Source organism: Alkalimonas cellulosilytica, from assembly GCF_036325985.1.
Taxonomy (GTDB): domain Bacteria; phylum Pseudomonadota; class Gammaproteobacteria; order Enterobacterales; family Alteromonadaceae; genus Alkalimonas; species Alkalimonas cellulosilytica.
The window spans coordinates 72,718-97,314 of sequence record NZ_JAUHLI010000006.1 but is presented as its reverse complement, the minus strand read 5'-3'; the positions used below and the strand labels follow the sequence as shown (position 1 = coordinate 97,314).

The following is a 24,597-nucleotide window of genomic DNA, read 5'->3' as shown; positions in this document are numbered from 1 at the left end:
TTCCGTAGAATCGGCCCCATATGCAAAGAACATCAACTATGGAGTACTCTGATGTCAGAGATCAAACACAGTCAATTACTTATCCTGGGTTCTGGGCCTGCCGGCTATACTGCCGCAGTTTACGCCGCTCGTGCCAACTTAAAGCCGGTCCTTATTACTGGCATGCAACAAGGTGGCCAACTGACCACTACCACGGAGGTCGAAAACTGGCCAGGTGATCCTCATGGCTTGACCGGTCCGGCTTTAATGGATCGGATGAAGGAACATGCAGAAACCTTTGATACCCAAATTGTGTTTGATCACATCCACACCGTCAACCTGAAACAGCGCCCTTTTACCTTACAGGGTGATAATGGCACTTACAGTTGCGATGCACTGATCATCTGCACCGGTGCTTCCGCCAAATATTTAGGACTGGACTCTGAGCAGGCATACAGTGGCCGAGGTGTTTCAGCCTGTGCCACCTGTGATGGCTTTTTCTATCGCAATCAAAAAGTGGTGGTAGTAGGTGGTGGTAACACTGCAGTGGAAGAAGCGCTGTACTTATCGAACATCGCTGCTGAGGTGCACCTGGTGCACCGCCGTGATAGCTTCCGCTCAGAGAAAATCCTCATCGACCGACTGATGAAAAAAGTCGAGTCTGGCAACATTATTTTGCATCTGCACCGAGAGCTGGATGAAGTATTAGGTGATGAAATGGGTGTCACTGGTGTCAGGTTAAAATCCAGCATTGGTGAAGATCCCAAGCAGCTGGATGTGCAGGGTGTCTTTATTGCCATTGGCCACAAGCCCAATACCGATATTTTTGCAGGCCAGCTGGAGATGCACAATGGCTACCTGAAAGTGCAATCCGGTACTGAGGGCAATGCCACCCAAACCAGCATTGAAGGTGTGTTCGCCGCTGGCGATGTGATGGATCATATCTATCGTCAGGCCATTACCTCTGCTGGCAGTGGCTGCATGGCAGCACTGGATGCGGAGCGTTATCTGGATGCGCTTAACAGCTAAGTCCTTGTGCCAGTCTTTCTGCCACAACTCAGCCAGTCACTTAGCTTTCCGGCACTGAGTCAGGCTCTGACGGAACCGGATGGCCTGTTGGCAATGGGCGGGGATCTTTCTCCTGCCCGTTTACTGGCAGCTTACCATCAAGGCATTTTCCCCTGGTTTTGCCAGGGCGATCCCATATTGTGGTGGAGCCCTTCGCTACGGGCTTTGTTTAAACCCGGACAACTGCAGTTCAACCGCTCCTTGCGTAAGCAACATCGGCGGCAGGGCTATCAGTTTAGTGTGAATAAGGCCTTTCGCCAGGTCGTTGCCGGCTGTGCAGCCCCAAGAAACAAACAAACCGATACCTGGATTTTGCCGCAAATGCAGCATGCTTATTACCAGCTGCATCTACAGGGGCATGCGCATAGCATCGAAGTCTGGCATCAGGAGCAACTGGTCGGTGGCCTTTATGGACTTTGTATCGGTCAGCTATTTTGCGGCGAGTCGATGTTCAATCGCCAGCCTGGCACGGCCCGGCTAGCCTTAATTGCTTTGCAACAACAACTTCAATGTCATGGCGCTGGCTGGATCGATTGTCAGTTACCCAACGACTATCTGAATCAATTGGGCGTGCACGCCATGGCAAGAGCTGATTATATGCAATTGCTGCAACAGCTGGCCGCTGAGCCGATGCCTGCAGCGTGCTGGCAATCACAATACATGCAGGTGAACGATGACTGAGCTGTCCTTTGGCTTGACAGCCCCGGCACGATGCAGTTATCTGCCTGAGCAACAAGAACAGGTCATCTTTTTACTGCCAGCAACTCCTATTGATGCCAGTCTTTATCAACAATTGCTGCAACACAATTTTCGCCGCTCCGGCAATGATGTGTACCGGCCACACTGCCCGGCTTGCCAGGCATGCCAGTCGGTGCGGTTGGATGTGACAGCATTTCAACCAAACCGGCGACAACGGCGGATTGTGCAAAGAGCCAAACAGCAGCAGTTTTGGCTGCGATTTGGCAGTCCCTCAGGCGACAGCTATTATCCGCTTTATCAGCACTATATCGAAGCCCGTCATTCGGATGGCGCCATGTACCCACCCAATAAACAGCAACTCGACTCACTACTTTACTGCGATTGGCTGAACGTTGCAGTGCTGGAAGTGTATCAGCAGCAAACCTTGATTTCAGTGACGGTGGTGGATGTGTTGGACAAGACGCTATCGGCAGTCTATACCTTCTATCACCCAGGTTATCAGCGCTACTCTCCAGGCATCCTTGCTATCTTGCTGCTGATTGAGCAGGCACAACAACTACAGAAAGACTATCTGCATCTGGGCTATTATGTTGCAGACTGTGCTAAAATGGCCTATAAAGCAGAATTTTTGCCACAACAACGCTTTTATGCAGAAAAATGGCAGTCAATTGGTTAAAAAAGCCAGTCTCGCTTTACAAGGCTGACGGATTTCGGCACAATCTGCGCTGTTTTAATTTTCACACTATCAGAGGCGAGTACGCTGAATGGCGAAAGAAGATGTAATTGAAATGCAAGGCACCATTTTAGATACCTTGCCAAACACCATGTTTAAAGTGGAGCTGGAAAACGGCCACGTAGTTATTGCCCATATTTCCGGCAAAATGCGTAAGCACTACATTCGGATCCTGACTGGCGACAAAGTCACTGTTGAACTGACCCCATACGATTTAAGCAAAGGTCGTATCGTGTTCCGCCAGCGTTAAACCAGCTTTTTCTGCCTGTATCAGGCCATAAAAAACCCGCCACAGCGGGTTTTTTTCGTTGCCAGGTATCTTAAGCAGGCTCTGGTTCTTCCTGAAACACAAAGCTGAGTTTATCATCCAGCAGCTCAACACGCACATCACCACCCTGCAGCAAGCGCCCAAACAGAATTTCGTTGGCCAACGGCTTTTTCAGCTGTTCCTGAATTAAACGTGCCATTGGCCTTGCGCCCATCGCACGATCATAGCCTTTTTCGGCCAACCAGGCTCTGGCTTCTGCAGAAAGCTCCAGCGATACTTGCTTCTTATCAAGCTGAGCCTGTAATTCACAGATAAATTTATCGACCACTTGCAAAATAATCGTGCTGCTTAAATGCTCGAACCAGATAATGCTGTCCAGCCGGTTACGAAACTCTGGCGTGAAGGTCCGGTTGATTTCCGCCATGGCATCATGGCTGTGATCCTGCTGCTGAAAACCGATGGATTTACGCACGGTTTCCTGTACCCCGGCATTAGTGGTCATGACCAGCACAATGTTGCGGAAATCAATTTTACGACCATTGTTGTCAGTCAGAGTGCCATGGTCCATCACCTGCAGCAAAATGTTGTAGATATCGCTGTGGGCTTTTTCAATTTCATCCAATAACACCACGGCATAAGGGTGTTTCGAAACCGCATCGGTCAACAAGCCGCCTTGCTCAAAACCTACATAGCCCGGAGGAGCGCCGATTAAGCGGCTGATAGCATGGCGCTCCACGTATTCGGACATGTCAAAGCGCAGCAGCTCCACCCCCATCACCCTGGCCAGCTGTTTAGTCACTTCGGTTTTACCGACCCCGGTCGGACCGGCAAACAGGAAACTACCAATGGGTTTTTCTTCGCTACCAAGACCAGAACGCGACAAGCGAATCGCCGCCGTCAGCGCATCAATGGCCCCATCCTGACCAAACACCACCAGCTTCAAATTGCGATCCAGATTACTGAGCACATCGCGATCAGAGGCAGATACTGATTTTTCAGGAATCCGCGCCATCTTGGCAATCACATGTTCAATCTCCGGTACATTGATCACTTTTTTACGCCGCGACTCCGGTAGCAACCGTTGACTTGCGCCGGCTTCATCGATCACATCAATGGCTTTATCCGGTAAGTGGCGCTCATTGATGTACTTCGCTGAAAGCTCCGCCGCCGCCCGCAGTGCTTTTTGGGTGTAACGCACACTGTGGTGTTTTTCGTAGCGCTCTTTTAAGCCTTGCAAAATACGGGTGGTGTCTTCCACGCTGGGCTCTGTGACATCGATTTTTTGAAAGCGACGCACCAGCGCCGTATCTTTTTCAAAGATGTTCTTAAACTCTTGATAAGTAGTAGAGCCAATGCAACGCAGTCGACCGCTCGATAGCAATGGTTTGATCAGGTTTGAAGCATCCATCACCCCACCCGAAGCCGCACCGGCACCAATCACGGTATGGATTTCATCAATAAACAGGATTGCGCCTTCTTCTTTTTCCAACTCTTTTAGCAAGGACTTTAACCGTTTTTCAAAATCACCGCGGTATTTGGTGCCTGCCAGCAAAGCGCCCATATCCAATGAGTAGATGGTGGCATTTTCAATCACTGCAGGTACCTGCTGATTGACAATACGGAACGCTAACCCCTCGGCAATAGCTGTTTTACCAACACCGGCTTCGCCAACCAAAAGAGGATTGTTCTTCTTGCGGCGGCACAACACCTGGATCGCCCGCTCCAGCTCTGCATCCCGGCCAATAAGGGGATCAATCTGGCCTTGCTTGGCCAATGCATTTAAGTTGGCGGTAAAATTATCCAGTGAGCGCGCCTCTTCTGCTGGTGCTTCAGACAAATCATCCTGAGCCCGCTCATCATGCTGCTCCAGTTTTTCGGTTTTAATCACGCCATGAGAAATGTAATTGACCACATCCAGTCGGCTGATATCGACCTTTTTCAGCAAGTATACCGCTTGGGATTCCTGCTCACTGAAAATGGCGACCAGCACATTGGCACCCGTCACTTCCGTTTTTCCGGACGATTGCACATGAAAAACCGCACGTTGCAACACGCGCTGGAAACCCAGAGTTGGCTGCGTATCCCGCTCTGCATCGCCATCAGGCAACAAGGGGGTGGTAGAGTCAATAAAGGTCGCCAGCTCCAAACGCAGCTTTTCAATATTGGCGCCACAGGATTTCAACGCATCACCAGCGGCCGGGTTGTCCAACAGGGCAAGCAGCAAGTGCTCAACCGTCATGTACTCATGACGACGCTCTCTGGCAAAGCGGAACGCCAGATTCAGTGTCAACTCGAGATCTTTATTCAACATAGATGGACTCCTGACTGCATCTTAGTTTGGTGCTGGTGCCGATACCCTAAGTTAAGCTCGTTCCATCGAACAAAGCAATGGATGTTCATGGGATTTTGCATATTCTGTTACCTGCAGCACTTTGGTTTCAGCAATTTCGGCGGTAAAGACCCCACAAGTGGCACTGCCCTTATGGTGAACCTGCAACATCACCTCACTAGCTTGTTCATACTGCATATTGAAAAAACGGATCAGCACATCAATCACAAAGTCCATCGGCGTGTAATCGTCATTATGCAGCAATACCCGATACATGGATGGTGGCTCAACTTTCTGTCGGGTCAGCTCCTCCAACCCTTCCTGCTGACTTGCTAACTCTTTAAACCAACTCATACTTGTTCACTACGCCTTGTTGATTGAAAAACAGACCAGATTAATTATTCGTAAAAAACCAGAGATTTAATTGCAAAAAACTTGACTGTCTGAGCAAATTATCTACAGTAAGTGGTAGGGTAACGTATTTACCCTGAAATTATTATACCTGCACATAGAATTTAGCTCACTTAAAGAAGGATGTAAGTAGTATGGCTACCGGTAAAGTAAAATGGTTCAACAATGCCAAAGGCTTTGGATTTATCCGGGAAGATGGCAGAGATGAAGACATTTTCGCACACTACTCCACCATTTCAATGGATGGTTACCGTACCCTGAAAGCCGGGCAGGATGTCCAGTTTGATTTGGCAGAAGGCCCTAAAGGCCTGCATGCAGTCAACATTGTCCTGCCAGGTGAGGAAAAGTCAGACGTCTGATCGGCTACAAAGCCCAGTTCAGCCCTGAGTTTGACCGTCAAACAAACAGGCACTGCATGCAGTGCCTGGTGTTTTTTATATTTTTATGCCATGAGTATCAAGCCATCACCAGATGATGATGGCAATAGCATCAAAGCCATTTACAGGCTGCTTAAAGCCTGATTGAAAGTGACGCTGGGACGCATCACTTTGCTGGCAAGCTCAGCTGATGGGCGATAATAACCACCCAGATCAACGGCAACTCCCTGAGCCTCATTGAGCTCCCGCACGATCTGAGCTTCATTCGCCGTCAATTGCTCTGCCAGAGTACTAAAACGTTGCTGCAACTCGCTGTCTTTGCTCTGTGCCGCCAAGGCTTCTGCCCAGTACAAGGCCAGGTAGAAGTGACTGCCACGGTTATCCAGCTCTTTCACTTTGCGCGATGGTGATTTATTGGTATCAAGGAACTTAGCGGTTGCCTGATCCAGTGTGTCGGCCAATACCTGAGCCCGGGCATTGCCTGTTACCTGGCTTAAATGCTCCAACGAAGCAGCCAGTGCCAGGAACTCACCCAGTGAGTCCCAACGCAAGTGGTTTTCCGCTTCCAGTTGCTGCACATGCTTAGGCGCTGAGCCGCCAGCACCAGTTTCAAACAAACCGCCGCCATTCATCAAAGGGACAATCGACAACATCTTGGCGCTGGTACCCAGCTCCAGAATGGGGAACAAATCGGTCAGGTAATCACGCAGCACGTTGCCAGTCACAGAAATGGTATCCTGACCTGCTTTGACCCGCTGCAAGGTAAAGCGGGTGGCATCGACCGGTGCCATAATATGCAGTTCCAAGCCATCGGTATCGTGTTCTTGCAGGTAGGTCTCTACTTTAGCAATCAACTCGCTGTCATGGGCACGCTCGCTGTCAAGCCAAAATACCGCAGGCGTGTTGCTCAGGCGGGCGCGATTGACAGCCAACTTCACCCAATCACGGATTGGCGCATCTTTTACCTGGCACATCCGCCAGATATCGCCCTGCTCTACCGAGTGCTCAAACACCACTTCGCCGGCTGTATTCAGTACTTGTACCGTACCATCGGCCGGGATCTCGAACGTTTTATCATGCGAGCCATACTCTTCAGCTTTTTGTGCCATCAAGCCAACGTTTGGCACTGTGCCCATGGTAGCTGGATCAAAAGCACCATGCTCTTTGCAAAAGGCGATGGTTTCCTGGTAGACACCCGCATAGCAGCGATCCGGGATCATCGCCTTAGTATCTTTCAGCTTACCATCTGGTCCCCACATCTGGCCGGATTCACGGATCATGGCAGGCATGGATGCATCGATAATGATATCGCTTGGCACATGCAGGTTGGTAATGCCTTTGTCCGAGTTCACCATCGCCAGGGCTGGTTGCTGCTGGTACACCGCCTGGATATCAGCTTCAATCTCTGCCCGCTTGGCATCATCCAGCTGCGCAATTTTTGCTACCACATCACCAAAGCCATTGCTTGGATCGACATCTAGCTGTTTAAAGGTTTCGGCGTGCTTGGAGAAAAGCGCTTTAAAATACACCTTCACAGCATGACCAAACATAATAGGATCAGACACCTTCATCATGGTGGCTTTCAAGTGCAGTGACAGCAGGACATCTTCGGCTTTCGCAGCGGCCGTTTCTTTTTCAAGGAAAGCACAAAGCGCGGTTTTGCTCATGACCGCCGCATCGACAACCTCACCCGCCTGCACCGGTACGCTGGCTTTCAGTACCTGCTGCTGACCATGACTGTTTAATACAATCTTCAGATCGTCCGCAGCATCGAAAGTGGTCGATTGCTCAGAGCCAAAGAAATCACCATCCTGCATATGGGCTACATGCGACTTGGACTCCTTGCTCCAAACACCCATTTTATGCGGGTGCTTTTTGGCATAGTTTTTTACCGAAGCCGGCGCACGACGATCGGAGTTGCCTTCGCGCAGTACCGGGTTCACGGCACTGCCTTTGATTTTATCGTAACGGGCTTTAATGTCTTTTTCCTGCTCCGTCTTCGGTTCGGCCGGGTAATCAGGCAGCGCGTAACCTTGCAGCTGTAATTCTTTAATAGCAGCTTTTAATTGCGGGATAGAAGCACTGATGTTTGGCAGCTTAATGATATTGGCTGCGGGTGTTTTAGCCAGCTCACCCAACTCCGCCAGTGCATCGGACTGACGCTGGTTATCTTTTAGAAACTCCGGAAAGCTGGCAATAATGCGGCCCGATAAGGAAATATCACGCGTTTCCACGGAAACCCCGGCTGCCTGGGTAAAGGCCTGAATGATCGGCAGCAAAGAGTAAGTCGCCAAGGCTGGCGCTTCATCGGTTTCAGTGTAAATAATCTTTGAATTTTCAGTCGACATAATGATTCCTATTGAAATGACTTCCTCACGAGGAGGGCCCGGCATTGCAGTTCCCTCCCCCAGGCCCGGTGCTGTTTAAAACAGCGAGCCCTTCGAACTGCATGCACTCATAACACAACAGTTTGCTACCCATCCGGCTGGATCTGGTGCTGGCTGCACGAACAGGACCTTTGCAGCCATAACGGTACCAGCTGCAGCCGGATAGCCAGAAAAACGCCGGGATTATAGCAGCTCAGCATAGCTACGCCTAGTCAGCGGCAAAAAACCAGCTCGATGTTTCAAACCTGAACTCAGGGGCTTTTTATGCTAGTCTTGGCATTAACAACAACCTGTTTTTGTACACAGAACCCTACAGTGAACCTAAAAAATCACAATCCGACCAAAGTCGCAACGCCGCAACTGATTGCCTTTAATAAGCCTTTTCAGGTGCTTTGCCAATTCACCGATCAAAGCCCCAAACAGCGTCAAACCCTGGCGGCTTATATTCCTATTCCAGATGTCTATGCCGCCGGTCGGCTGGATTACGACAGCGAAGGTTTGTTGTTATTGACCAATGATGGACGACTGCAACAACGCATAGCCGACCCCAAACACAAAATGGCTAAAACGTATTGGGTCCAGGTCGAAGGCGATATTACCACTGAGGCGTTGCAACAATTGCAGCTGGGGGTGTGTTTGAACGATGGACCAACCCTACCGGCAAAGGCCCGCCGGTTGTCAGCACCCAAGGTATGGCCTCGTCAACCACCGATCCGCCAGCGGCAACACATTCCTACCAGTTGGCTTGAACTCACCATCCGCGAAGGACGCAACCGTCAGGTTCGCCGAATGACCGCAGCCGTTGGTTTTCCAACGCTACGCCTGATTCGGGTCGCCATTGGCCCATGGCAGTTACATCAACTCGCCCCCGGTGAGTTCGCTCTGCTGGACATCCCTGCTGAAATCCTCAATACCGCTACCGCACCAGCCAAACGGCGGTTTTCGGGTGTGAAGGGCAAAAAATAATGTTATAATCCGGCCCAATTTTTTCCGAGTTGTAAGGGCCTCATGTCAGCTTCCACGCCAAAGTCAGCTTCCACGCCAAAAAAAGTCATTGTCGGCATGTCCGGCGGAGTGGACTCATCGGTTTCTGCTTATCTGCTGTTGCAGCAAGGCTATCAGGTCGAAGCCCTGTTTATGAAGAACTGGGAAGAAGACGACAACGATGAGTACTGTGCTGCAGCCGAAGACATGGCAGATGCGCAGCAGGTGTGTGACCGGCTGGGCATTAAACTGCATAAAGTCAATTTTGCTGCCGAGTACTGGGATCAGGTGTTCGAGTACTTTCTGGCTGAATACAAAGCTGGCCGCACCCCCAACCCGGATATCATGTGCAACAAGGAAATTAAGTTTAAAGCCTTCCTTGAGTTTGCCGCCGAAGCACTGCAGGCCGATTTCATCGCAACCGGCCATTATGTGCGCCGACGTGAAACAGACGGGCACTGGCAACTGCTGCGCGGCTTGGATCAAAACAAAGACCAGAGTTATTTTTTATACACGCTGGCCGAACAGCATGTGGCGCAAACCCTGTTTCCGGTGGGCGAACTGGAAAAACACGAGGTGCGCGCCATCGCCGAACAGCAAGGCTTTATCACTCACGATAAAAAAGACAGCACCGGCATTTGTTTTATCGGCGAACGAAAATTCAAAGATTTTTTGCAAAAGTACCTGCCAGCACAGCCTGGTGATATTGTGACCCCCGAAGGCGAGATTATCGGCCAGCACGAAGGCCTGATGTACCACACGTTAGGTCAGCGCAAAGGCCTGGGTATTGGCGGCTTGAAAAACAGTGGTGACGATCCCTGGTACGTTGCAGGCAAAGATTTGATCAATAACCGCCTGTTGGTGGTGCAAGGAGCCGATCATCCCAGTCTGTTTGCGAAGGGCCTTATCGCCAGTCAACTGCACTGGGTCGACCGGGTGGGCCCTGGCCAACCGTTGCGCTGCAGTGTGAAAACCCGTTATCGTCAGCACGATATTCCCTGCACCGTCACCCCGCTTCCGAGCGGAGAACTGCAGGTGAACTTCGACCAGCCGCAAAAAGCCGTGACTCCAGGACAATCGGCCGTTTTCTATCTCGACGACGTCTGCCTTGGTGGCGGCATTATTGATAAGGCATTGAATTAAGCTATGCAAGCAAATGTTTCTACCCAAGTTATGGCGCTGGCTGCCTTGTGCCAGGCGCTCAGTCTGGTCAAAGCGGTCGCCAAAACCAAAGAAGTTGACCAGGACCAATTGGAACTGATGTTAGGCAGTGTTGCCATCCTGGATGCGGATACCCCGATCGATATTTATGGCGGCGAACTGCGACATTTACGCAGCGGTTATCAGGTATTGTTGCAACAGCTGGGCGATAACCCGAACAAAGACGTCGAAATTACCCGTTATGTAGTAGCCGTACTGGCGCTGGAACGGCGTTTGGCTAAAAGCGGCTCCAACATGGCAGCCCTTGGTAAACGCTTGCAACAATTGGCCCGTCAATTGGAGCATTTTAGCATAACCGACGACACCTTATTGTCGAACATGGCTGATATCTACATTGAGTGCATCAGCACTCTGGGCACCCGCATTCAGGTTGCAGGCCAGCCAGAACTGTTAAAACAAACCCAGGTACAGCACAAAGTACGCGCTCTATTACTGGCAGCGGTGCGCGCCGCAGTACTCTGGCGCCAGGCAGGAGGCAGCCGCTGGCACTTGCTGTTTAAGCGCAAACAATTGGTTCACCAAGCGCGACTGGCGCTGCAAGACTAACCCTTTTTATTGACTGTTTACGAGGAAGCACCATGGAACTGAACGCACTGACCGCCTTATCACCGGTGGATGGCCGCTACGGCAGCAAAACTACTGAGCTGCGCGATTTTTTCAGCGAGTTTGGCCTGATCAAATACCGGGTGACCGTGGAAGTGCGCTGGTTGCAACAGATGGCCAGCATTGATGGCATCGGCGAAGTGCCTAAGCTAAGTTCTGAGGCCAATGCGTTGCTTGATGCGATTGTCACAGACTTCAGTCTGGCCGATGCTGAGCGGGTAAAAGAGATTGAGCGTACCACCAACCATGATGTCAAAGCGGTGGAATACTTGCTTAAAGAAAAAGTCACTGCCAATGCGGAATTAAATGCAGTCACCGAGTTCATTCACTTTGCCTGTACCTCGGAAGACATCAACAATTTATCGCACGGATTGATGTTGAAAGATGCGCGTGAGCAGGTGATCCTTCCATACTGCGATCAGCTGCTCAATGCCATTCGCCAATTGGCGGTTGATTACAAAACGGTGCCGATGATGGCCCGTACTCATGGTCAACCAGCCTCTCCCACCACCATGGGCAAGGAAATGGCCAACGTCTATATGCGGCTGAAGCGGCAACGTGATCAAATTGCCAGCATTAGCCTGCTGGGTAAATTTAACGGTGCTGTCGGTAACTACAATGCGCACTTATCGGCGTATCCAGAACTGGATTGGCACCAGATTTCAGAACAGTTTGTCACCAGTTTAGGGCTAAGCTGGAACCCCTACACCACCCAGATTGAGCCACACGATTACATCGCCGAGCTGTTTGACGCCATTGCCCGCTTTAATACCATTCTGCTCGACTTTGATCGGGATGTCTGGGGTTACATTGCACTGGGTCACTTCAAACAAAAAACGGTTGCAGGTGAAATTGGCTCATCCACCATGCCACACAAAGTAAACCCGATTGACTTTGAAAACTCCGAGGGCAACCTGGGCCTGGCCAATGCTATCTTTGATCATCTGGCAGCCAAGCTACCGGTCTCTCGCTGGCAACGCGATCTGACCGACTCGACCGTATTGCGTAATCTGGGTGTTGGGATTGGCTACAGTCTGATTGCCTATCAAGCCACTCTAAAAGGCATCAGTAAGCTGGAAGTCAACGAAGCCAGCCTGCTGGCCGAATTGGATGCCAACTGGGAGCTGCTGGCCGAACCGGTACAAACGGTGATGCGCAAGTATGGCATTGAAAAACCATACGAAAAATTAAAAGAGCTCACCCGCGGTAAGCGCATTACACCAGCCGACCTGCATGCATTTATTGACCAGTTGGACATGCCCGCTGAAGGCAAAGCCATGATGATGCAGTTTACTCCGGCCGGTTACATCGGCGCTGCTATCGCCCTGGTGGATCGCCTGCCTTAATGGCTTTGGAGCAGACTATGTACACCTTGAACCTCGGTAAGCTAACCGTCGAGCAGTTTCTGGCAGATTACTGGCAACAGAAGCCGCTGCTGATCAAAGGCGGCTTTACCAACTTTCAGGATCCCATTTCCGCCGATGAACTGGCCGGACTGGCATTGGATGAGCAGGTCGATGCCCGCTTAATCCAAAAACAAGCTGCTAACTGGCAGCTGGATGAAGGCCCCTTTGACAGCTTTGAAAAGTACGGCGAACAAGACTGGACTCTGTTGGTTCAGGCGGTCGATTATTGGCAGCCGGATGCAGCCAAACTGCTGGAGCCTTTTCGCTTTATTCCGAACTGGCGGATTGACGATTTGATGGTCAGCTACTCTGCACCGGGTGGAGGTGTTGGCCCTCATCTGGATCAGTACGATGTATTCATCATTCAGGGCATGGGCAAACGGCGTTGGCGTGTTGGGATGCCCGATGCCAGCCTGGAGCAATTCTGTCCTCACCCACGTTTGTTGCAAGTCACTGAATTCCAAGCATGCATTGATGAAGTCATGGAGCCTGGCGATATCCTGTATATTCCACCAGGTTGTCCGCATGATGGTGTTTCACTGGATCCCAGCCTGAATTACTCGGTAGGCTTTCGTGCTCCGGCGCAGAAAGATTTAATCGGCGGCCTGGCTGATTACCTGCTCGACTTTCAGATTGACGGTACCCGCTTCAGCGATCCCGGCCGGCTACGCAGCGTATCACCCGGCGAAATCAACAGCCGCGACTTAGGCCAGGTGCGACAATTGATGCAGCAACTGCTGGCAGACGATGATCTCTTGAGTTACTGGTTTGGCAGTTACATCACTCAGGCCAAGCGTGAGTTGGACTTGCAAGAGCCGGATCCGCATTATCAGGCTGAAGAAATTGCCGAGTATCTGGAAGAAGGCTCGGTACTGGGGCGCCTGGGTGGCTTGCGCTGTTGTTACCAACAGCCCAATGCTGAGGAAGACATACAGCTGTTTATCAATGGTGATCGCTTTCCATTACCCGCCACGGAGCTTGATAGCGCCCGTTTACTGACCGATCAAACGGTGTTAGATGCGCAGCAATGCAGCCACTTCGCGCAAACCCCAGAGCGTCTTGCGTTTATCACTCAACTGATTAACCAGGGCTACTGGTATTTTGTTGAGTAAGCTTAAAGAAAAAAGCCGCCATTCATTGGCGGCTTCGTAAGGATGGCTTTACACTTAAGCCGATTGTTGAGCCTGCCAAATTGCTTCATTGTCGAACAAATCGTACAAACCATGCGCCCGGTTAATCAATAGGTTAGCAAAGTCAACCTGGGTTTTATCACCCGGCTGTGTATCCAGAATTTGCTGTGCTTTCAGCTGCCAGTGCATCGAAAAAGCACGGACAGCATCTTTGGCATCCCTGGCACCGCTCAGCGCCATGTGATCAGTCGGCAAGTCGCCGGTCAATACCCAATACTCTTTACGATCCTGGCTTTTAATACGCCACACCGCGACCAAGGGGACCAAATAGCGCGATTCTTTCACTACCACTTGATCAGGTAAGATGCCTTTGGATGCCAGGTATTCATTGGCTTTTTGAAACTGGTTTCGGACCCATTCACTTTGCTGCTGCTCAGTCAGTTGTTCACTCATTACTCGTATCTACCTCATTAAACCGGCACTTACTCTATGCCAGCAGCGAATGACAATCAAGCCTAATGTCTCCAATGTCGCAATGACACCAAACACAGGTCTGACCTGCTTAAAAAGCTGACAAGAACTGGCGTAACTCAGACTGAAATGATACATTGCGCAGCGCAAAATTCGGTCTGGCACCCGTTATATACCCATGTATAACCATGCACAGATCCATCATTTTTATGCCAGCGGAGAGTCAAAGTGGCCGTATTCAATCACACAGAGTTTGATCAGCACGAACAAGTTGTCTTTTGCAGTGATGAGGCAACCGGTTTAAAAGCCATTATCGCGGTACACAGCACCGCTTTAGGTCCTGCAGTCGGTGGCTGCCGGTTATGGAATTATGCCAGTGACGAAGAAGCCATCCGCGATGTGCTGCGCTTATCCAAGGGCATGACTTATAAAAATGCCATGGCAGGTTTGCCAATCGGTGGTGGTAAGTCCGTGATCATCGGTGATGCCAAAACCATTAAATCCGAAGCCTTATTTCGTGCTTTTGGTCGGCACCTGCACCGTCTGGGTGGCAGCTACTACAGCGCCGAAGACGTGAACATCACCACCGGTGATATTATGATTGTCAATAAAGAAACCCCTTATGTGGCTGGCCTGGAAGGTAAAAGCGGCAACCCAGGCCCTTTCACTGCCATTGGTACCTATCAGGGCATTCGCGCTGCCGCTAAACATCAGTTCGGTGTGGATTCATTAAAAGGCCTGAAAGTCGCCATCCAGGGGCTTGGCAGTGTGGGATTCTACTTGTGCGAGCATCTGCACAAAGAAGGCGCGGAGCTTTTTGTGACCGACATCAACGAGCAAGCCATTGAGCGAGCGGTGAAACAGTTCGGCGCGACAGCCGTCGCTTTGGATGAAATCTATGCCCAGGATGTCGATATTTATGCACCTTGTGCTTTAGGGGCAACCTTAAATGATGACACCATTCCACAATTAAACGCCAAAGTAGTGGCAGGCTGTGCGAACAATCAACTGCAAAAAGCCCGCCATGGTGACATGCTGCGTGAACGCGGCATCTTATATGCGCCGGATTACGTCATCAACGCTGGCGGCATCATCAATGTGTACATGGAAATGCGGCCGGAAGGTTACAACGCCGATGACGCCACAGCCAAGGTCAACCAAATTTACGATACCTTGCTGCAAATATTCCAGCGCGCCGACAATGAGCAAAAATCCACTCATCTGGTAGCCGATATTATGGCGCAGGAGATTATCGCCAAAGGCCGTTGATTGGTTGCCTGCCATAAAAAAAGGACCCGCGGGTCCTTTTTTGCTTTATAGGCTGTTAGAGCTCACCTTGTTTGAAGCTATCAACACTGATGGCTTCAAAGCGTAGCTTGTTCATATGATGCAGCTGCTCTGCCTGCTCGGCGGTGACAATACCAGCCGCTTCTGCTTCCGTGATCGCTTGCTCCATCGGTACTTTGCGGCTGATTTTACCATCACGCTGTGCCAGCAAAATAGCTTTTAACTGCGGTTGAGCCTGATGCATTTCGATAAACGCCTGCTCCATTAAACCGGTTGGATCCTGCTCACCTTCGCCAATGTAGCACAGATGGGTCAGACGATCGCGGATCACGCCAGGCTTGGACAGTGCATCACAAATATCCATGCAGATATCATCGGCTGGCATCTTGTAGCCAATACCAAATGGGAAAATCAATCGCTTCAATAACACCGCGACTACTCTGGATGGGAAGTTGGCAAAGAAACCATCAAAAGCACGGCCTATCTCTGCTAGGGAACGCTGCAGATTATAATGCACAAACGGCAGATCGGCTTGCTGACGACCATTGTCTTCGTAGAACTTGAGCACCGCTGAAGCCATATACAACTGGCTTAGCACATCCCCTAATCGAGCTGACAGCATTTCTTTGCGTTTTAAATCACCGCCCAGCATCAGCATCGAGATGTCTGCCGTCAGTGCCAAAGCACGGCTCATACGACTTAATTGCTTGTAATAGCGCGCCGTTTCCCCGGCCATCGGGCTTTTATTAAAGGCGGCTGCGGTTAGTCCTTGCCAGAGACAGCTGAACGTATTGCCAAGCGCAAAGCCAACATGGCGCAATAGCAGACCATCGAATTGCTTTAAACCCTCCTCAGCATCCGGGTTGGCAGCCGCTTGCAGCTCTGCCAGCACATAAGGATGACAACGGGTTGCTCCCTGACCAAAAATCATCAGATTGCGGGTTAAAATATTCGCGCCTTCTACGGTGATGGATATTGGCACCCCCATATAACCATGCGCCAGATAGTTTTTTGGCCCCAATTGAATGGCCCGGCCAGCATGAATATCAAAGGCATCGTTTAAAATGGTTCGGGACATTTCCGTCATATGGTACTTTGCGATGGCAGTCACCACGCCAGGGCTTAGTTTTAAGTCAATCGCCCCTGCCGTCATCACCCGCATGGCTTCCAGACCATAGGTAAGCCCGCCAATACGGGCAAAGGCTTCCTGCACTCCTTCGAACTTGCCAATTGACAGGCCAAATTGTTGACGGACGTAGCTGTAGGCCCCGGTCATCCGACTGGCCAAATGGCCAGTAGCCGTTGCCAGCGCAGGCAGCGAAATACCTCGGCCTGCAGACAAACACTCCACCAACATGCGCCAACCACGTCCGGCATAATCCGGACCACCGATGATCCAGTCAAGCGGAATAAAGACATCCTTGCCGTAGGTGGTGCCATTCATAAAGGCCATGCCCATCGGGAAATGACGATCACCAATCTCCACCCCAGGGTGCGAAGTTGGGATTAAGGCACAGGTAATACCAATATCTTTCTTATCGCCCAGTAAGCCTTCAGGATCAAACATTTTAAAGGCCAGGCCGAGCACCGTCGCAACCGGTGACAAAGTAATATAACGTTTATCCCAGTTTAAGCGGATACCAGTGACTTCTTTGCCTTCAAACTCACCGCGACACACAATCCCCGTATCCGGAATACCACCGGCATCCGAACCAGCTTCAGGACCAGTCAGAGCAAAACAAGGGACATCGCGGCCATCGGCTAAACGCGGCAACCAATAATCTTTTTGTTGATCGGTGCCATAGTGCATCAACAATTCGCCAGGGCCCAAGGAGTTAGGTACCATCACCGTCACTGCCGCTGTCAGGCTGCGACTGGCAATACGTGAAACAATGGTGGAATTGGCGATGGCGGAAAAGCCACGACCACCATAGCTCTTCGGGATAATCATGGCAAAAAAGCCTTCCTGCTTCAGATACTCCCAGACCTTTTCCGGCAGGTCGCGCTTCTTTTGCACAATGTCATAATCGTCCAGCATGGCCAACAAGGTTTCTACCTGCTCGTCCATAAAGGCTTGTTCTTCGTCGTTCAGCTTAGGCTTTGGAAACTGATGCAGCTTTTGCCAGTCTGGCTTGCCTTGGAATAGATCCCCATCCCACCAGACATCGCCTGCCTCCATCGCCTGCTGCTCTGTTTCTGATAACGGCGGCAAAATTTTCTTGAATACCTTAAACACAGGAGCAGAAATCAGCGCCCGGCGGATGGGTGTTACGCCAAGTAATAGCGCCAGCGTAATCACAAGAATCAATAACAAAGTCATGGTTGGTCCTTAGTGGGCAACATGTGCCATGGAGTTTAGTTGTTCAGGATACATCACTGGTGCAGCTATACCTGCCGCCAGATAAGGCAATAACCGCCGAATCACACTTTCAATATCCGCTTGCTGCTGATAATCCGCCGCCGCAATATCAAACAAAGCTTCGCTGGAGGCCATGGTGAATACCACGGTTCCCAGCGAGAAATGCAGCCGCCAAAATATCTCGGCAGCGTCCAGCCCGGGACAAGATTGTTGTACCAATAACACAAACTTATTCAGCACTGAGCCATAGTGATGACTGATAAATTTGCGAAGATGGCCCTGCACATCAGTATAGCCCCGCCCCAGCAGTTGCAAAAACAAGGTGGTGCCCTGACGCTTTATCTGTTCAAGCTCCAGCAATGGCTGCACAAAGACAGCCAGCACCTCGGGCAACTGCGTTGGTTTTTGTTTAGCTAACAACCCTTCAAATTGTTGCTCCAGCCTGGGCATCACGACCTGTAGATACCGCTGCAATACTGCCTGGATCAAAGCTTTTTTTGAGCCAAAATGGTAATTTACTGCCGCCAGATTAACTTCCGCCCGGCTGGTAATTTGCCGCAACGAGGTGTCGTTAAAGCCCGTTTCGGCAAACAGGCTTTCAGCAGCATCCAGGATTTTTTGTTGGGTCTGAACTCGACTCATAGGCCCCTCATTTCAAACGCATGTTTGAAATGTACGTTTGAATCAAAATCCTGTCAAGAACTAATCCGATGAGTTGACAAAGCAGAAGCGGTACTGAAAAAAGGGGTTGACAGCTATTAACAATTAAGCGAGTTTATAGCCACTGTGTATTTCCCAACCAAAGGAGAAGCTTTATGTCAGCTTTGCAGATGCTGCACTGTCATTGCTATTGTGCTTCGCCTTTTGTATCCCCCTACTACTTGTCCGAGTGGTTCAACAATTAGCCATACCGCTGTGCCAAACAGTGGTGTGATTGCTTAGTAGCCTTCTTTTCAAAGCGCCTGCTCTTCACCGCACCTGCTTGCATTTGTTGCTGCGACCTTGATCCAGCCATTGCAACTGGCACAGCTTTAACTATCAGACTGCCGCTTTACGGCAGCCAATAAAGCAAAGTGAGGAAGAAGCATGAAAACAATCACCACTGGAGTCAGCAAAGTTGCATTAGCAACGCTAACTGCCCTCTTTGGTCTGCAAGGGCTGCACGCTGATGAAGCCGAAGCTCAAGCTAAAGATGTTGAGCGCATTGCCATTACCGGCTCGCGCTTGAAAGGCGTCGATATGGAGGGCGCAAACCCGGTACAAATTATCAGCCGTGACGAATTAGAAAGTCGGGGCTATGACAGCGTCAGTGCATTTTTGCGTGATTTACCACAAGCCGCCAGTGCCGGTACCTTCAGTGAAAATGGCGCTACAGCGACTGCAGCCGGAGCTCCTGCGGGTTCATCGGGCGTGAGTTTACGTGGCCTTGGCAGCAGTTCGACGCTGGTATTGGTGAATGGCCGCCGGGTTGCCGTCGACTCTTTCGCCAATGGCGCTGACTCTTTTGTCAACGTCAATACCATCCCAATGTCGGCCATTGAGCGCATTGAAGTACTGACCGATGGTGCGTCTTCAGTGTATGGCTCTGACGCCATTGCCGGTGTCATCAACTTTATCTTACGAGATGATGTCGAAGGCCATGAAATCTCCGTGATGTACGGCAACGATACCAAGAGCAGTGACTTTGGTCGCTATAACCTGACCTATGTCGGTGGCTTTAATACCGCCAACAGCAATACCACGCTGGTGGTGGATTACTTCGACCGAAAAGCACTGTTTAATGCCGATCGGCCCATTGATGTGACCTTTGCGCTTCGCACCTCACTGGGCATCGATGGTCAGAATTTTCCGGAAACCTGGTGTGGTGACGATACCGTTCGTGGCGGCACCGAGTGTCGCTACGACTACGTGATGGAGCGTGCCATTCAGCCGGAAACCGAACGCCTGGGTGTCACCTTAAGTCATCTGCAGCAGCTCGATAACAACATGGAGCTGTTTGCGGAAGGGATGTATCAGCGCAATAAAGGGTCGGCCTACGACTCAGCCACAGCATACACTGTCAATGTGGCCGCAAACTCCAGCCTGGTGCCGGATTATGTGCGCGAACTGAACCCGAACGACAGCACCATCATCGTCCGTACCCGCTTTCCTGAGCGTCGGCAACAAGCTTACGATACCGAGTCTTTCCGGGTACTCGCTGGTTTACGCGGTGAAGCCGGTGACTGGTTTTGGGAGACCGCGGCGACCTATGGTGTGACAGAAAATGAAGTACGCCATATTCGTGGCTACTTTAACCGCGATGCGGTACTGGCCGGTATTGCCAATCAAAGTTACAACCCCTTTAATCTGGGACGTGATAATAGCGAGTCAACCCTGGCCGCACTGCGTAGCGAAGCTCCACGGCGCGGACGCTCAGAAACCTACAGCTTCGATTTTAACGTCTCGGGTGAGTTGTTTGAACTGCCAGCCGGTTTTGTCAGCTCCGTGTTTGGTGGCGAGTACCGCTCGGAAGACATCAAAGATACCCCTGCTCCTATTGCCGCAGCTGACGGTGTTTACGGTTTAGGTGCCCGTGATGCTCAGGCTGATCGGAATCAGTATGCGCTTTATGGCGAGTTTAACCTGCCGATCACCGACGATATCGATGCCATTGCTGCCATCCGTTACGACCATTACAGCGACTTTGGTGGTGATGTCAATCCGAAGCTGTCATTGCGTTGGCGAGCCACTGATGCGTTGATCCTACGCGCGTCCTGGAGTACTGGCTTCAGAGCACCATCGCTGTCGCAACTCGGTGCAGGCCGGGCGTTGGCCACGGGTTACATCAACTGTGGTGCAGGCGAAGAATTTGATGCTTTGTGCGGCAACTTCGATGATGAAGTCAGTTTCGATCAGGAAACCCGTGGTAATCCGGATCTCGGTGCTGAAAGCTCTGAAGCTGTCAATATCGGCTTCTCCTGGAACCTGACCGATAACCTGCAACTCACCGCAGATTACTGGCGCTACGAACACAAAGACATTGTCGATGTGGATGCTAATACCACGCTCCGTAACTGTCTCAGTGGTTCAGCGCCAACGGTAACCGATGAAGCAGACTTGCCTGGCTTTGGTTGTGTGATCAGTGGCGATGGCGATCTGGTCTTTCTGCGTACCGGCTTCTTTAACGTAGGTAAGCAAAAGACCGATGGTCTGGATCTGAAACTGAACTACCGCCTGGATACTGGTGATTATGGACGCTTTAACTTCTTTGCCAACGCCACCAAAACCTTCAGCTATGAGCGTCAAATCACGCCTGACAGTGCGCCACAAGATTTACTGGGCCGGTTAAGCGGTGCCAATGAAATCGCGCGGCCCGATCTGGTGGCCGATTTTGGCACCGACTGGCGCCATGGTAACTGGAGTCTGGGACTTACAGCGAACTACATCGCCAGCCTGGGTGACGGTGACTTCCGCTGGGGCGGTAATGAGACGGTGTCGTCCTGGTTGGTGTTCAATGCCAGCGCAGGCTATGACTTTGGCGATTACGGCCGGCTGCAACTGGCGGTGCGCAACCTGACAGACAAAAACCCACCCTACGCCTCCTCACCAACTGATGGCTATGCCAGCTCGGTGCATGATTGGCTGGGTACAACGTATACCTTGCGTTATACCTACAACTTTTAACGGATTTCGTTTCTCCTGGTAAGCTTGGGGCCCTTGTGGCCCCTTTTTTATTCCATAGGCAACATGGCCTGAGCCAATACCAGGCTCAAACGCTCTTTATACTGAACCACATTTTGCAACTCCTCATCCAATAGCTCACTTTTATCCAACAAGGAGACCGTTCTTAGTGCTAGCTCTTTTTGACTGGCAGACAAACCACCTTCTTCAAACATCAAAGCCAGCACCTTAAGAACACTGATCGGAATTTTGTTATTTTTGGGCATCAGCTCCATGGCCTGTTCCAATGCTGATAACGCGGCACCATATTTTTTCTTTTTAAAGAACTCTACCGCCATACTTTGCAATTGCTTGGGCGTGAAATGCACCCGCTCCTGTTCATCACACTCTTGCTCAACGTACTTCTTCACAACCAGACCTGTCAGGTTATCGGATGAAATTTGCTTCTTTACTGCATCCATGATCAAAGCAGCTTCCTCCCGCCGCCCTAGCTCATGGAAGACTTTCGCTTTATCCAGGTTATCATCCAGCGATATGATTGGTCTTACAGACACATGCAAATCAATTAAATTCTCAGCCTTTTTCCGCTCATCGTTTGCCAGTAACAAGCGCGCTTTGGCGATAGTAATTTGTTCCTTAAACAAAGCAGCATCTTTGTAGTCTTTTTCCAAAGCCTGAATATGGCGGTCGGTTTGCTGCAGCAGCTTCTTTGAACGGTCATTGCTCAAGGTTTGCGCTAAATCCAAACCAGCGCGTATCACATTTAGCGCCAACACAGGAGAATCATGCAAGGAGTTTTTAGCATGTTTTGCCATGGCCTGAGTGGCCAGGTACTGGCCTTCAAAGTCGTGTGTTAACCGTGCCAGATCCCACACTTTCTTGTTACGTTCAATATTTCGCGGGGCTAAAGCGACGGCTTTTTTTATCTCTTCATAGGCTCGATCGAAATCCTGACGTTCAATGTAATATTGAGCCAGTAAGTCGTAGGTAGCAAAGCGAGTATCGATCCGGTCGGTCATCTCAGTCAATAATACTTCTATTTGCTGCATCTTATCTTGCTTTAGCAAGGCATTGACATAACCCAGGTGTACCCAGGACATGTGATGCTTCTGCATTAACTCAAGGTAAAAGCGCTCCGCATCTTCAAACTCCTGCAACTTAAGCAAAGCTTCTCCTTTCATCCGCAGCAACTGCAGATGAAAGCGAGACAATTTAGGATTTAACAGATGCCTATCGGCCTGGTAAATCGCTTTACTATAGTTCTTTAAGTCAATGGCTTCATACACATCAAACAGAGTCCGCTTAACGTTTAAAACCAAGGGCAAACGCTGTTTCACCCTGGCTCTATCGAGCGGCTTTACCCAGAAATCATCCGGTTGCAACTCAACAATGCTATTCACCAGGCTTTCATCCGTTTCAGCACTCAAGAAAATGAGCACGGTACGTTTATTGACATACCCTTTGAACTTCAGCTCTTCCAACAGGTGAAAACCATCCTTATCACTTTTGACATTAAAAGCACAAATCACAATATGAAAGCGATGCTGCTCACATAAGCGCAAGGCATAATACGCATTCTCAGCGTATTTAAGTTGTCGGATCCCCAGTTCATCAAAAGCTTCCTTGAGCACGTTGTGCACCAGATACTGATCATCCACAATCAATACTTTAAGAGCTTCAAGCCTGCTTAAATCCGCTTTTTCCATGCCTTCAGAGCTCCTTTGATCTGTTCTAGTCAGCTAAAATGAATGCATTTATTGAGTATATGCGCTCACCTGCGTGAAAGCCATGTGAAAGTTGTCGCAGTGTTTGTCACGCTCCAGACCCAACCAGAACAAGTGCATCACTGGTGTTCAACCAGATATTCAAGTAAAATACGCGACCTTTTATCAGCACGGTGGTCCATCATGTCACAGCCTAAAGTCGGATTTGTCAGTTTAGGATGCCCGAAGAATCTGGTCGATTCTGAGCGCATTCTTACTCAGTTAAAAAGCGATGGCTATCAAATCGTACCGACTTACCACGATGCTGAGCTGGTCATTGTAAATACCTGTGGATTTATCGACAGTGCAGTACAAGAGTCACTGGATACCATTGGCGAAGCACTGACCGAAAACGGCAAAGTGATTGTTACCGGCTGCCTTGGTGCACGGGAAGATGAAATTCGCCAGGTTCACCCCAATGTGCTTGGTATTACCGGGCCGCATGCCTATGAAAACGTGCTGCAGCAGGTGCACAGCTTTATCCCCAAACCCAAATACGACCCCTTTACCATGCTGGTACCGGATCAGGGTGTGAAGTTAACCCCACGTCACTATGCCTACTTAAAGATATCTGAAGGCTGTAATCACCGTTGCACCTTCTGCATCATTCCATCCATGCGCGGCGATTTGGTCAGCCGGCCGATAGGTGAAGTGCTGGATGAAGCGCAACGGCTGAAAAATGCTGGCGTGAAAGAATTGCTGGTGATTTCACAGGATACCAGTGCTTATGGTGTCGATGTAAAGCACCGGACCGGTTTCTGGAATGGTCAGCCAGTCAAAACCGACATGTTGGCGCTGTGCCAGGCACTGACGGAGCTCGGTATTTGGGTTCGCCTACACTATGTTTACCCCTACCCGCATGTGGATCAGGTCATTCCATTAATGGCCGAAGGTAAGTTGCTGCCCTATCTGGATATTCCATTCCAGCATGCCAGCCCACGGATCCTGAAACTGATGAAACGCCCGGGCCAGGCAGAGCGCACTTTAGAGCGGATCAAAAAATGGCGGGAAATCTGCCCGGATTTAACCATTCGTTCTACCTTTATTGTCGGCTTTCCTGGCGAGACGGAAGAGGATTTTCAATTGCTGCTCGACTGGTTGCAAGAAGCACAGCTGGATCGGGTTGGTTGCTTTAAATACAGCCCGGTGGATGGTGCTAAAGCCAATGACTTAGCCGATCCTGTACCAGAAGCTATAAAAGAAGAGCGTTATCACCGCTTTATGCAAACCCAGCAGGCCATTAGCGCTGCCAGGTTAGAGCGAAAAGTTGGCCAGCAACTGACTATTTTGATTGATGAGGTCACTGCCGATGGTGCCGTTGGCCGCAGCGCAGCCGATGCACCGGAAATTGACGGTGTGGTTTATCTGGATAATGCAGCTGATCTTAGTCCAGGAATGCTGGTCCAGGTGGAAGTAACGCGCACCGATGCCTACGATCTTTGGGCCGAGCGACTGGTTTAAC

At 50.4% G+C, this 24,597-nt stretch carries 20 protein-coding genes; 13 read left to right on the top strand and 7 right to left on the bottom strand.

The window, feature by feature from the left end:
* Positions 1-51 precede the first annotated feature (51 nt).
* The 4 genes from trxB to infA all read left to right on the top strand — a co-directional run bounded on the left by trxB (position 52) and on the right by infA (position 2,729).
* Positions 52-1,008, top strand: a complete 957-nt coding sequence (gene trxB / locus QWY20_RS07410; RefSeq protein WP_330128379.1) for a thioredoxin-disulfide reductase — start codon at positions 52-54, stop codon at positions 1,006-1,008.
* A gap of 6 nt (positions 1,009-1,014) precedes the next feature.
* Entirely contained in the window at positions 1,015-1,728 is a 714-nt protein-coding gene (aat, locus tag QWY20_RS07405; RefSeq protein WP_330128378.1) for a leucyl/phenylalanyl-tRNA--protein transferase, read from the top strand.
* A complete protein-coding gene (locus tag QWY20_RS07400) occupies positions 1,721-2,422 on the top strand; it encodes an arginyltransferase (protein WP_330128377.1) in 702 nt (233 codons plus the stop codon). Before aat ends, QWY20_RS07400 begins: the two co-directional genes overlap by 8 nt.
* A gap of 88 nt (positions 2,423-2,510) precedes the next feature.
* Complete coding sequence (infA, locus tag QWY20_RS07395; RefSeq protein WP_091341339.1) at positions 2,511-2,729, top strand: translation initiation factor IF-1; 219 nt, start codon at positions 2,511-2,513, stop codon at positions 2,727-2,729.
* A gap of 70 nt (positions 2,730-2,799) precedes the next feature.
* On the opposite strand, the gene clpA is transcribed toward infA, so the two are convergent.
* The gene (gene clpA, locus QWY20_RS07390; RefSeq protein ID WP_330128376.1) at positions 2,800-5,058 is read right to left on the bottom strand and encodes an ATP-dependent Clp protease ATP-binding subunit ClpA; all 2,259 of its coding nucleotides are present in this window, start codon (positions 5,056-5,058) and stop codon (positions 2,800-2,802) included.
* 51 nt (positions 5,059-5,109) lie between these two features.
* Positions 5,110-5,430 carry an ATP-dependent Clp protease adapter ClpS gene (clpS, locus tag QWY20_RS07385; protein WP_330128375.1) on the bottom strand — a complete coding sequence of 107 codons (321 nt, stop codon included), beginning with the start codon at positions 5,428-5,430 and terminating at the stop codon, positions 5,110-5,112.
* 191 nt (positions 5,431-5,621) lie between these two features.
* On the opposite strand from clpS, the gene cspD reads away from it, so the two are divergent.
* Entirely contained in the window at positions 5,622-5,846 is a 225-nt protein-coding gene (gene cspD, locus QWY20_RS07380; protein WP_330128374.1) for a cold shock domain-containing protein CspD, read from the top strand.
* Positions 5,847-5,986: 140 nt separating this feature from the next.
* Here the strand turns inward: cspD and QWY20_RS07375 are convergent, their stop codons facing one another.
* Entirely contained in the window at positions 5,987-8,212 is a 2,226-nt protein-coding gene (locus QWY20_RS07375) for an NADP-dependent isocitrate dehydrogenase (RefSeq protein WP_330128373.1), read from the bottom strand.
* Positions 8,213-8,566: 354 nt separating this feature from the next.
* Here QWY20_RS07375 and QWY20_RS07370 point away from each other — a divergent pair, with 354 nt between their 5' ends.
* The 5 genes from QWY20_RS07370 to QWY20_RS07350 are packed head-to-tail and all read left to right on the top strand — an operon-like array spanning position 8,567 to position 13,577.
* Positions 8,567-9,217, top strand: coding sequence for a pseudouridine synthase (locus QWY20_RS07370; RefSeq protein WP_330128372.1), 651 nt, complete (start codon positions 8,567-8,569; stop codon positions 9,215-9,217).
* 42 nt (positions 9,218-9,259) lie between these two features.
* Positions 9,260-10,378 (top strand): tRNA 2-thiouridine(34) synthase MnmA, encoded by a 1,119-nt coding sequence (mnmA, locus tag QWY20_RS07365; protein ID WP_330128371.1) that lies wholly within the window; start codon positions 9,260-9,262, stop codon positions 10,376-10,378.
* Positions 10,379-10,381: 3 nt separating this feature from the next.
* Positions 10,382-11,002, top strand: coding sequence for a high frequency lysogenization protein HflD (gene hflD, locus QWY20_RS07360; protein ID WP_330128370.1), 621 nt, complete (start codon positions 10,382-10,384; stop codon positions 11,000-11,002).
* A gap of 32 nt (positions 11,003-11,034) precedes the next feature.
* The gene (purB, locus tag QWY20_RS07355; RefSeq protein ID WP_330128369.1) at positions 11,035-12,405 is read left to right on the top strand and encodes an adenylosuccinate lyase; all 1,371 of its coding nucleotides are present in this window, start codon (positions 11,035-11,037) and stop codon (positions 12,403-12,405) included.
* Positions 12,406-12,422: 17 nt separating this feature from the next.
* The gene (locus QWY20_RS07350; RefSeq protein WP_330128368.1) at positions 12,423-13,577 is read left to right on the top strand and encodes a ribosomal protein uL16 3-hydroxylase; all 1,155 of its coding nucleotides are present in this window, start codon (positions 12,423-12,425) and stop codon (positions 13,575-13,577) included.
* Between the two features lie 54 nt (positions 13,578-13,631).
* Here the strand turns inward: QWY20_RS07350 and QWY20_RS07345 are convergent, their stop codons facing one another.
* Complete coding sequence (locus tag QWY20_RS07345; RefSeq protein WP_330128367.1) at positions 13,632-14,048, bottom strand: DUF4826 family protein; 417 nt, start codon at positions 14,046-14,048, stop codon at positions 13,632-13,634.
* A 246-nt stretch (positions 14,049-14,294) separates the two neighbouring features.
* Between QWY20_RS07345 and QWY20_RS07340 the strand changes: the two genes are divergently transcribed.
* Positions 14,295-15,335 (top strand): Leu/Phe/Val dehydrogenase, encoded by a 1,041-nt coding sequence (locus tag QWY20_RS07340; protein ID WP_330128366.1) that lies wholly within the window; start codon positions 14,295-14,297, stop codon positions 15,333-15,335.
* A gap of 55 nt (positions 15,336-15,390) precedes the next feature.
* On the opposite strand, the gene QWY20_RS07335 is transcribed toward QWY20_RS07340, so the two are convergent.
* A complete protein-coding gene (locus tag QWY20_RS07335; RefSeq protein WP_330128365.1) occupies positions 15,391-17,673 on the bottom strand; it encodes an acyl-CoA dehydrogenase in 2,283 nt (760 codons plus the stop codon).
* 9 nt (positions 17,674-17,682) lie between these two features.
* On the bottom strand, positions 17,683-18,354 hold the full coding sequence (locus QWY20_RS07330; protein ID WP_330128364.1) for a TetR/AcrR family transcriptional regulator: 672 nt from the start codon (positions 18,352-18,354) through the stop codon (positions 17,683-17,685).
* Positions 18,355-18,798: 444 nt separating this feature from the next.
* Here QWY20_RS07330 and QWY20_RS07325 point away from each other — a divergent pair, with 444 nt between their 5' ends.
* The gene (locus QWY20_RS07325; RefSeq protein ID WP_330128363.1) at positions 18,799-21,375 is read left to right on the top strand and encodes a TonB-dependent receptor; all 2,577 of its coding nucleotides are present in this window, start codon (positions 18,799-18,801) and stop codon (positions 21,373-21,375) included.
* A gap of 47 nt (positions 21,376-21,422) precedes the next feature.
* Here QWY20_RS07325 and QWY20_RS07320 read toward each other — a convergent pair whose 3' ends face one another.
* Positions 21,423-23,078: a response regulator gene (locus QWY20_RS07320; RefSeq protein ID WP_330128362.1), complete on the bottom strand. Its 1,656-nt coding sequence runs from the start codon at positions 23,076-23,078 to the stop codon at positions 21,423-21,425.
* 201 nt (positions 23,079-23,279) lie between these two features.
* On the opposite strand from QWY20_RS07320, the gene rimO reads away from it, so the two are divergent.
* Positions 23,280-24,596: a 30S ribosomal protein S12 methylthiotransferase RimO gene (gene rimO, locus QWY20_RS07315; protein ID WP_330128361.1), complete on the top strand. Its 1,317-nt coding sequence runs from the start codon at positions 23,280-23,282 to the stop codon at positions 24,594-24,596.
* Position 24,597: the final 1 nt, after the last annotated feature.

Bases quoted from the DNA above. Each gene is read 5' to 3' on its own strand.
- trxB (WP_330128379.1), top strand. From the start codon at position 52: ATGTCAGAGATCAAACACAGTCAATTACTTATCCTGGGTTCTGGGCCT.
- QWY20_RS07400 (WP_330128377.1), top strand. From the start codon at position 1,721: ATGACTGAGCTGTCCTTTGGCTTGACAGCCCCGGCACGATGCAGTTAT.
- infA (WP_091341339.1), top strand. From the start codon at position 2,511: ATGGCGAAAGAAGATGTAATTGAAATGCAAGGCACCATTTTAGATACC.
- clpA (WP_330128376.1), bottom strand. From the start codon at position 5,058: ATGTTGAATAAAGATCTCGAGTTGACACTGAATCTGGCGTTCCGCTTT.
- clpS (WP_330128375.1), bottom strand. From the start codon at position 5,430: ATGAGTTGGTTTAAAGAGTTAGCAAGTCAGCAGGAAGGGTTGGAGGAG.
- cspD (WP_330128374.1), top strand. From the start codon at position 5,622: ATGGCTACCGGTAAAGTAAAATGGTTCAACAATGCCAAAGGCTTTGGA.
- QWY20_RS07375 (WP_330128373.1), bottom strand. From the start codon at position 8,212: ATGTCGACTGAAAATTCAAAGATTATTTACACTGAAACCGATGAAGCG.
- mnmA (WP_330128371.1), top strand. From the start codon at position 9,260: ATGTCAGCTTCCACGCCAAAGTCAGCTTCCACGCCAAAAAAAGTCATT.
- hflD (WP_330128370.1), top strand. From the start codon at position 10,382: ATGCAAGCAAATGTTTCTACCCAAGTTATGGCGCTGGCTGCCTTGTGC.
- purB (WP_330128369.1), top strand. From the start codon at position 11,035: ATGGAACTGAACGCACTGACCGCCTTATCACCGGTGGATGGCCGCTAC.
- QWY20_RS07350 (WP_330128368.1), top strand. From the start codon at position 12,423: ATGTACACCTTGAACCTCGGTAAGCTAACCGTCGAGCAGTTTCTGGCA.
- QWY20_RS07345 (WP_330128367.1), bottom strand. From the start codon at position 14,048: ATGAGTGAACAACTGACTGAGCAGCAGCAAAGTGAATGGGTCCGAAAC.
- QWY20_RS07335 (WP_330128365.1), bottom strand. From the start codon at position 17,673: ATGACTTTGTTATTGATTCTTGTGATTACGCTGGCGCTATTACTTGGC.
- QWY20_RS07330 (WP_330128364.1), bottom strand. From the start codon at position 18,354: ATGAGTCGAGTTCAGACCCAACAAAAAATCCTGGATGCTGCTGAAAGC.
- QWY20_RS07325 (WP_330128363.1), top strand. From the start codon at position 18,799: ATGAAAACAATCACCACTGGAGTCAGCAAAGTTGCATTAGCAACGCTA.
- QWY20_RS07320 (WP_330128362.1), bottom strand. From the start codon at position 23,078: ATGGAAAAAGCGGATTTAAGCAGGCTTGAAGCTCTTAAAGTATTGATT.
- rimO (WP_330128361.1), top strand. From the start codon at position 23,280: ATGTCACAGCCTAAAGTCGGATTTGTCAGTTTAGGATGCCCGAAGAAT.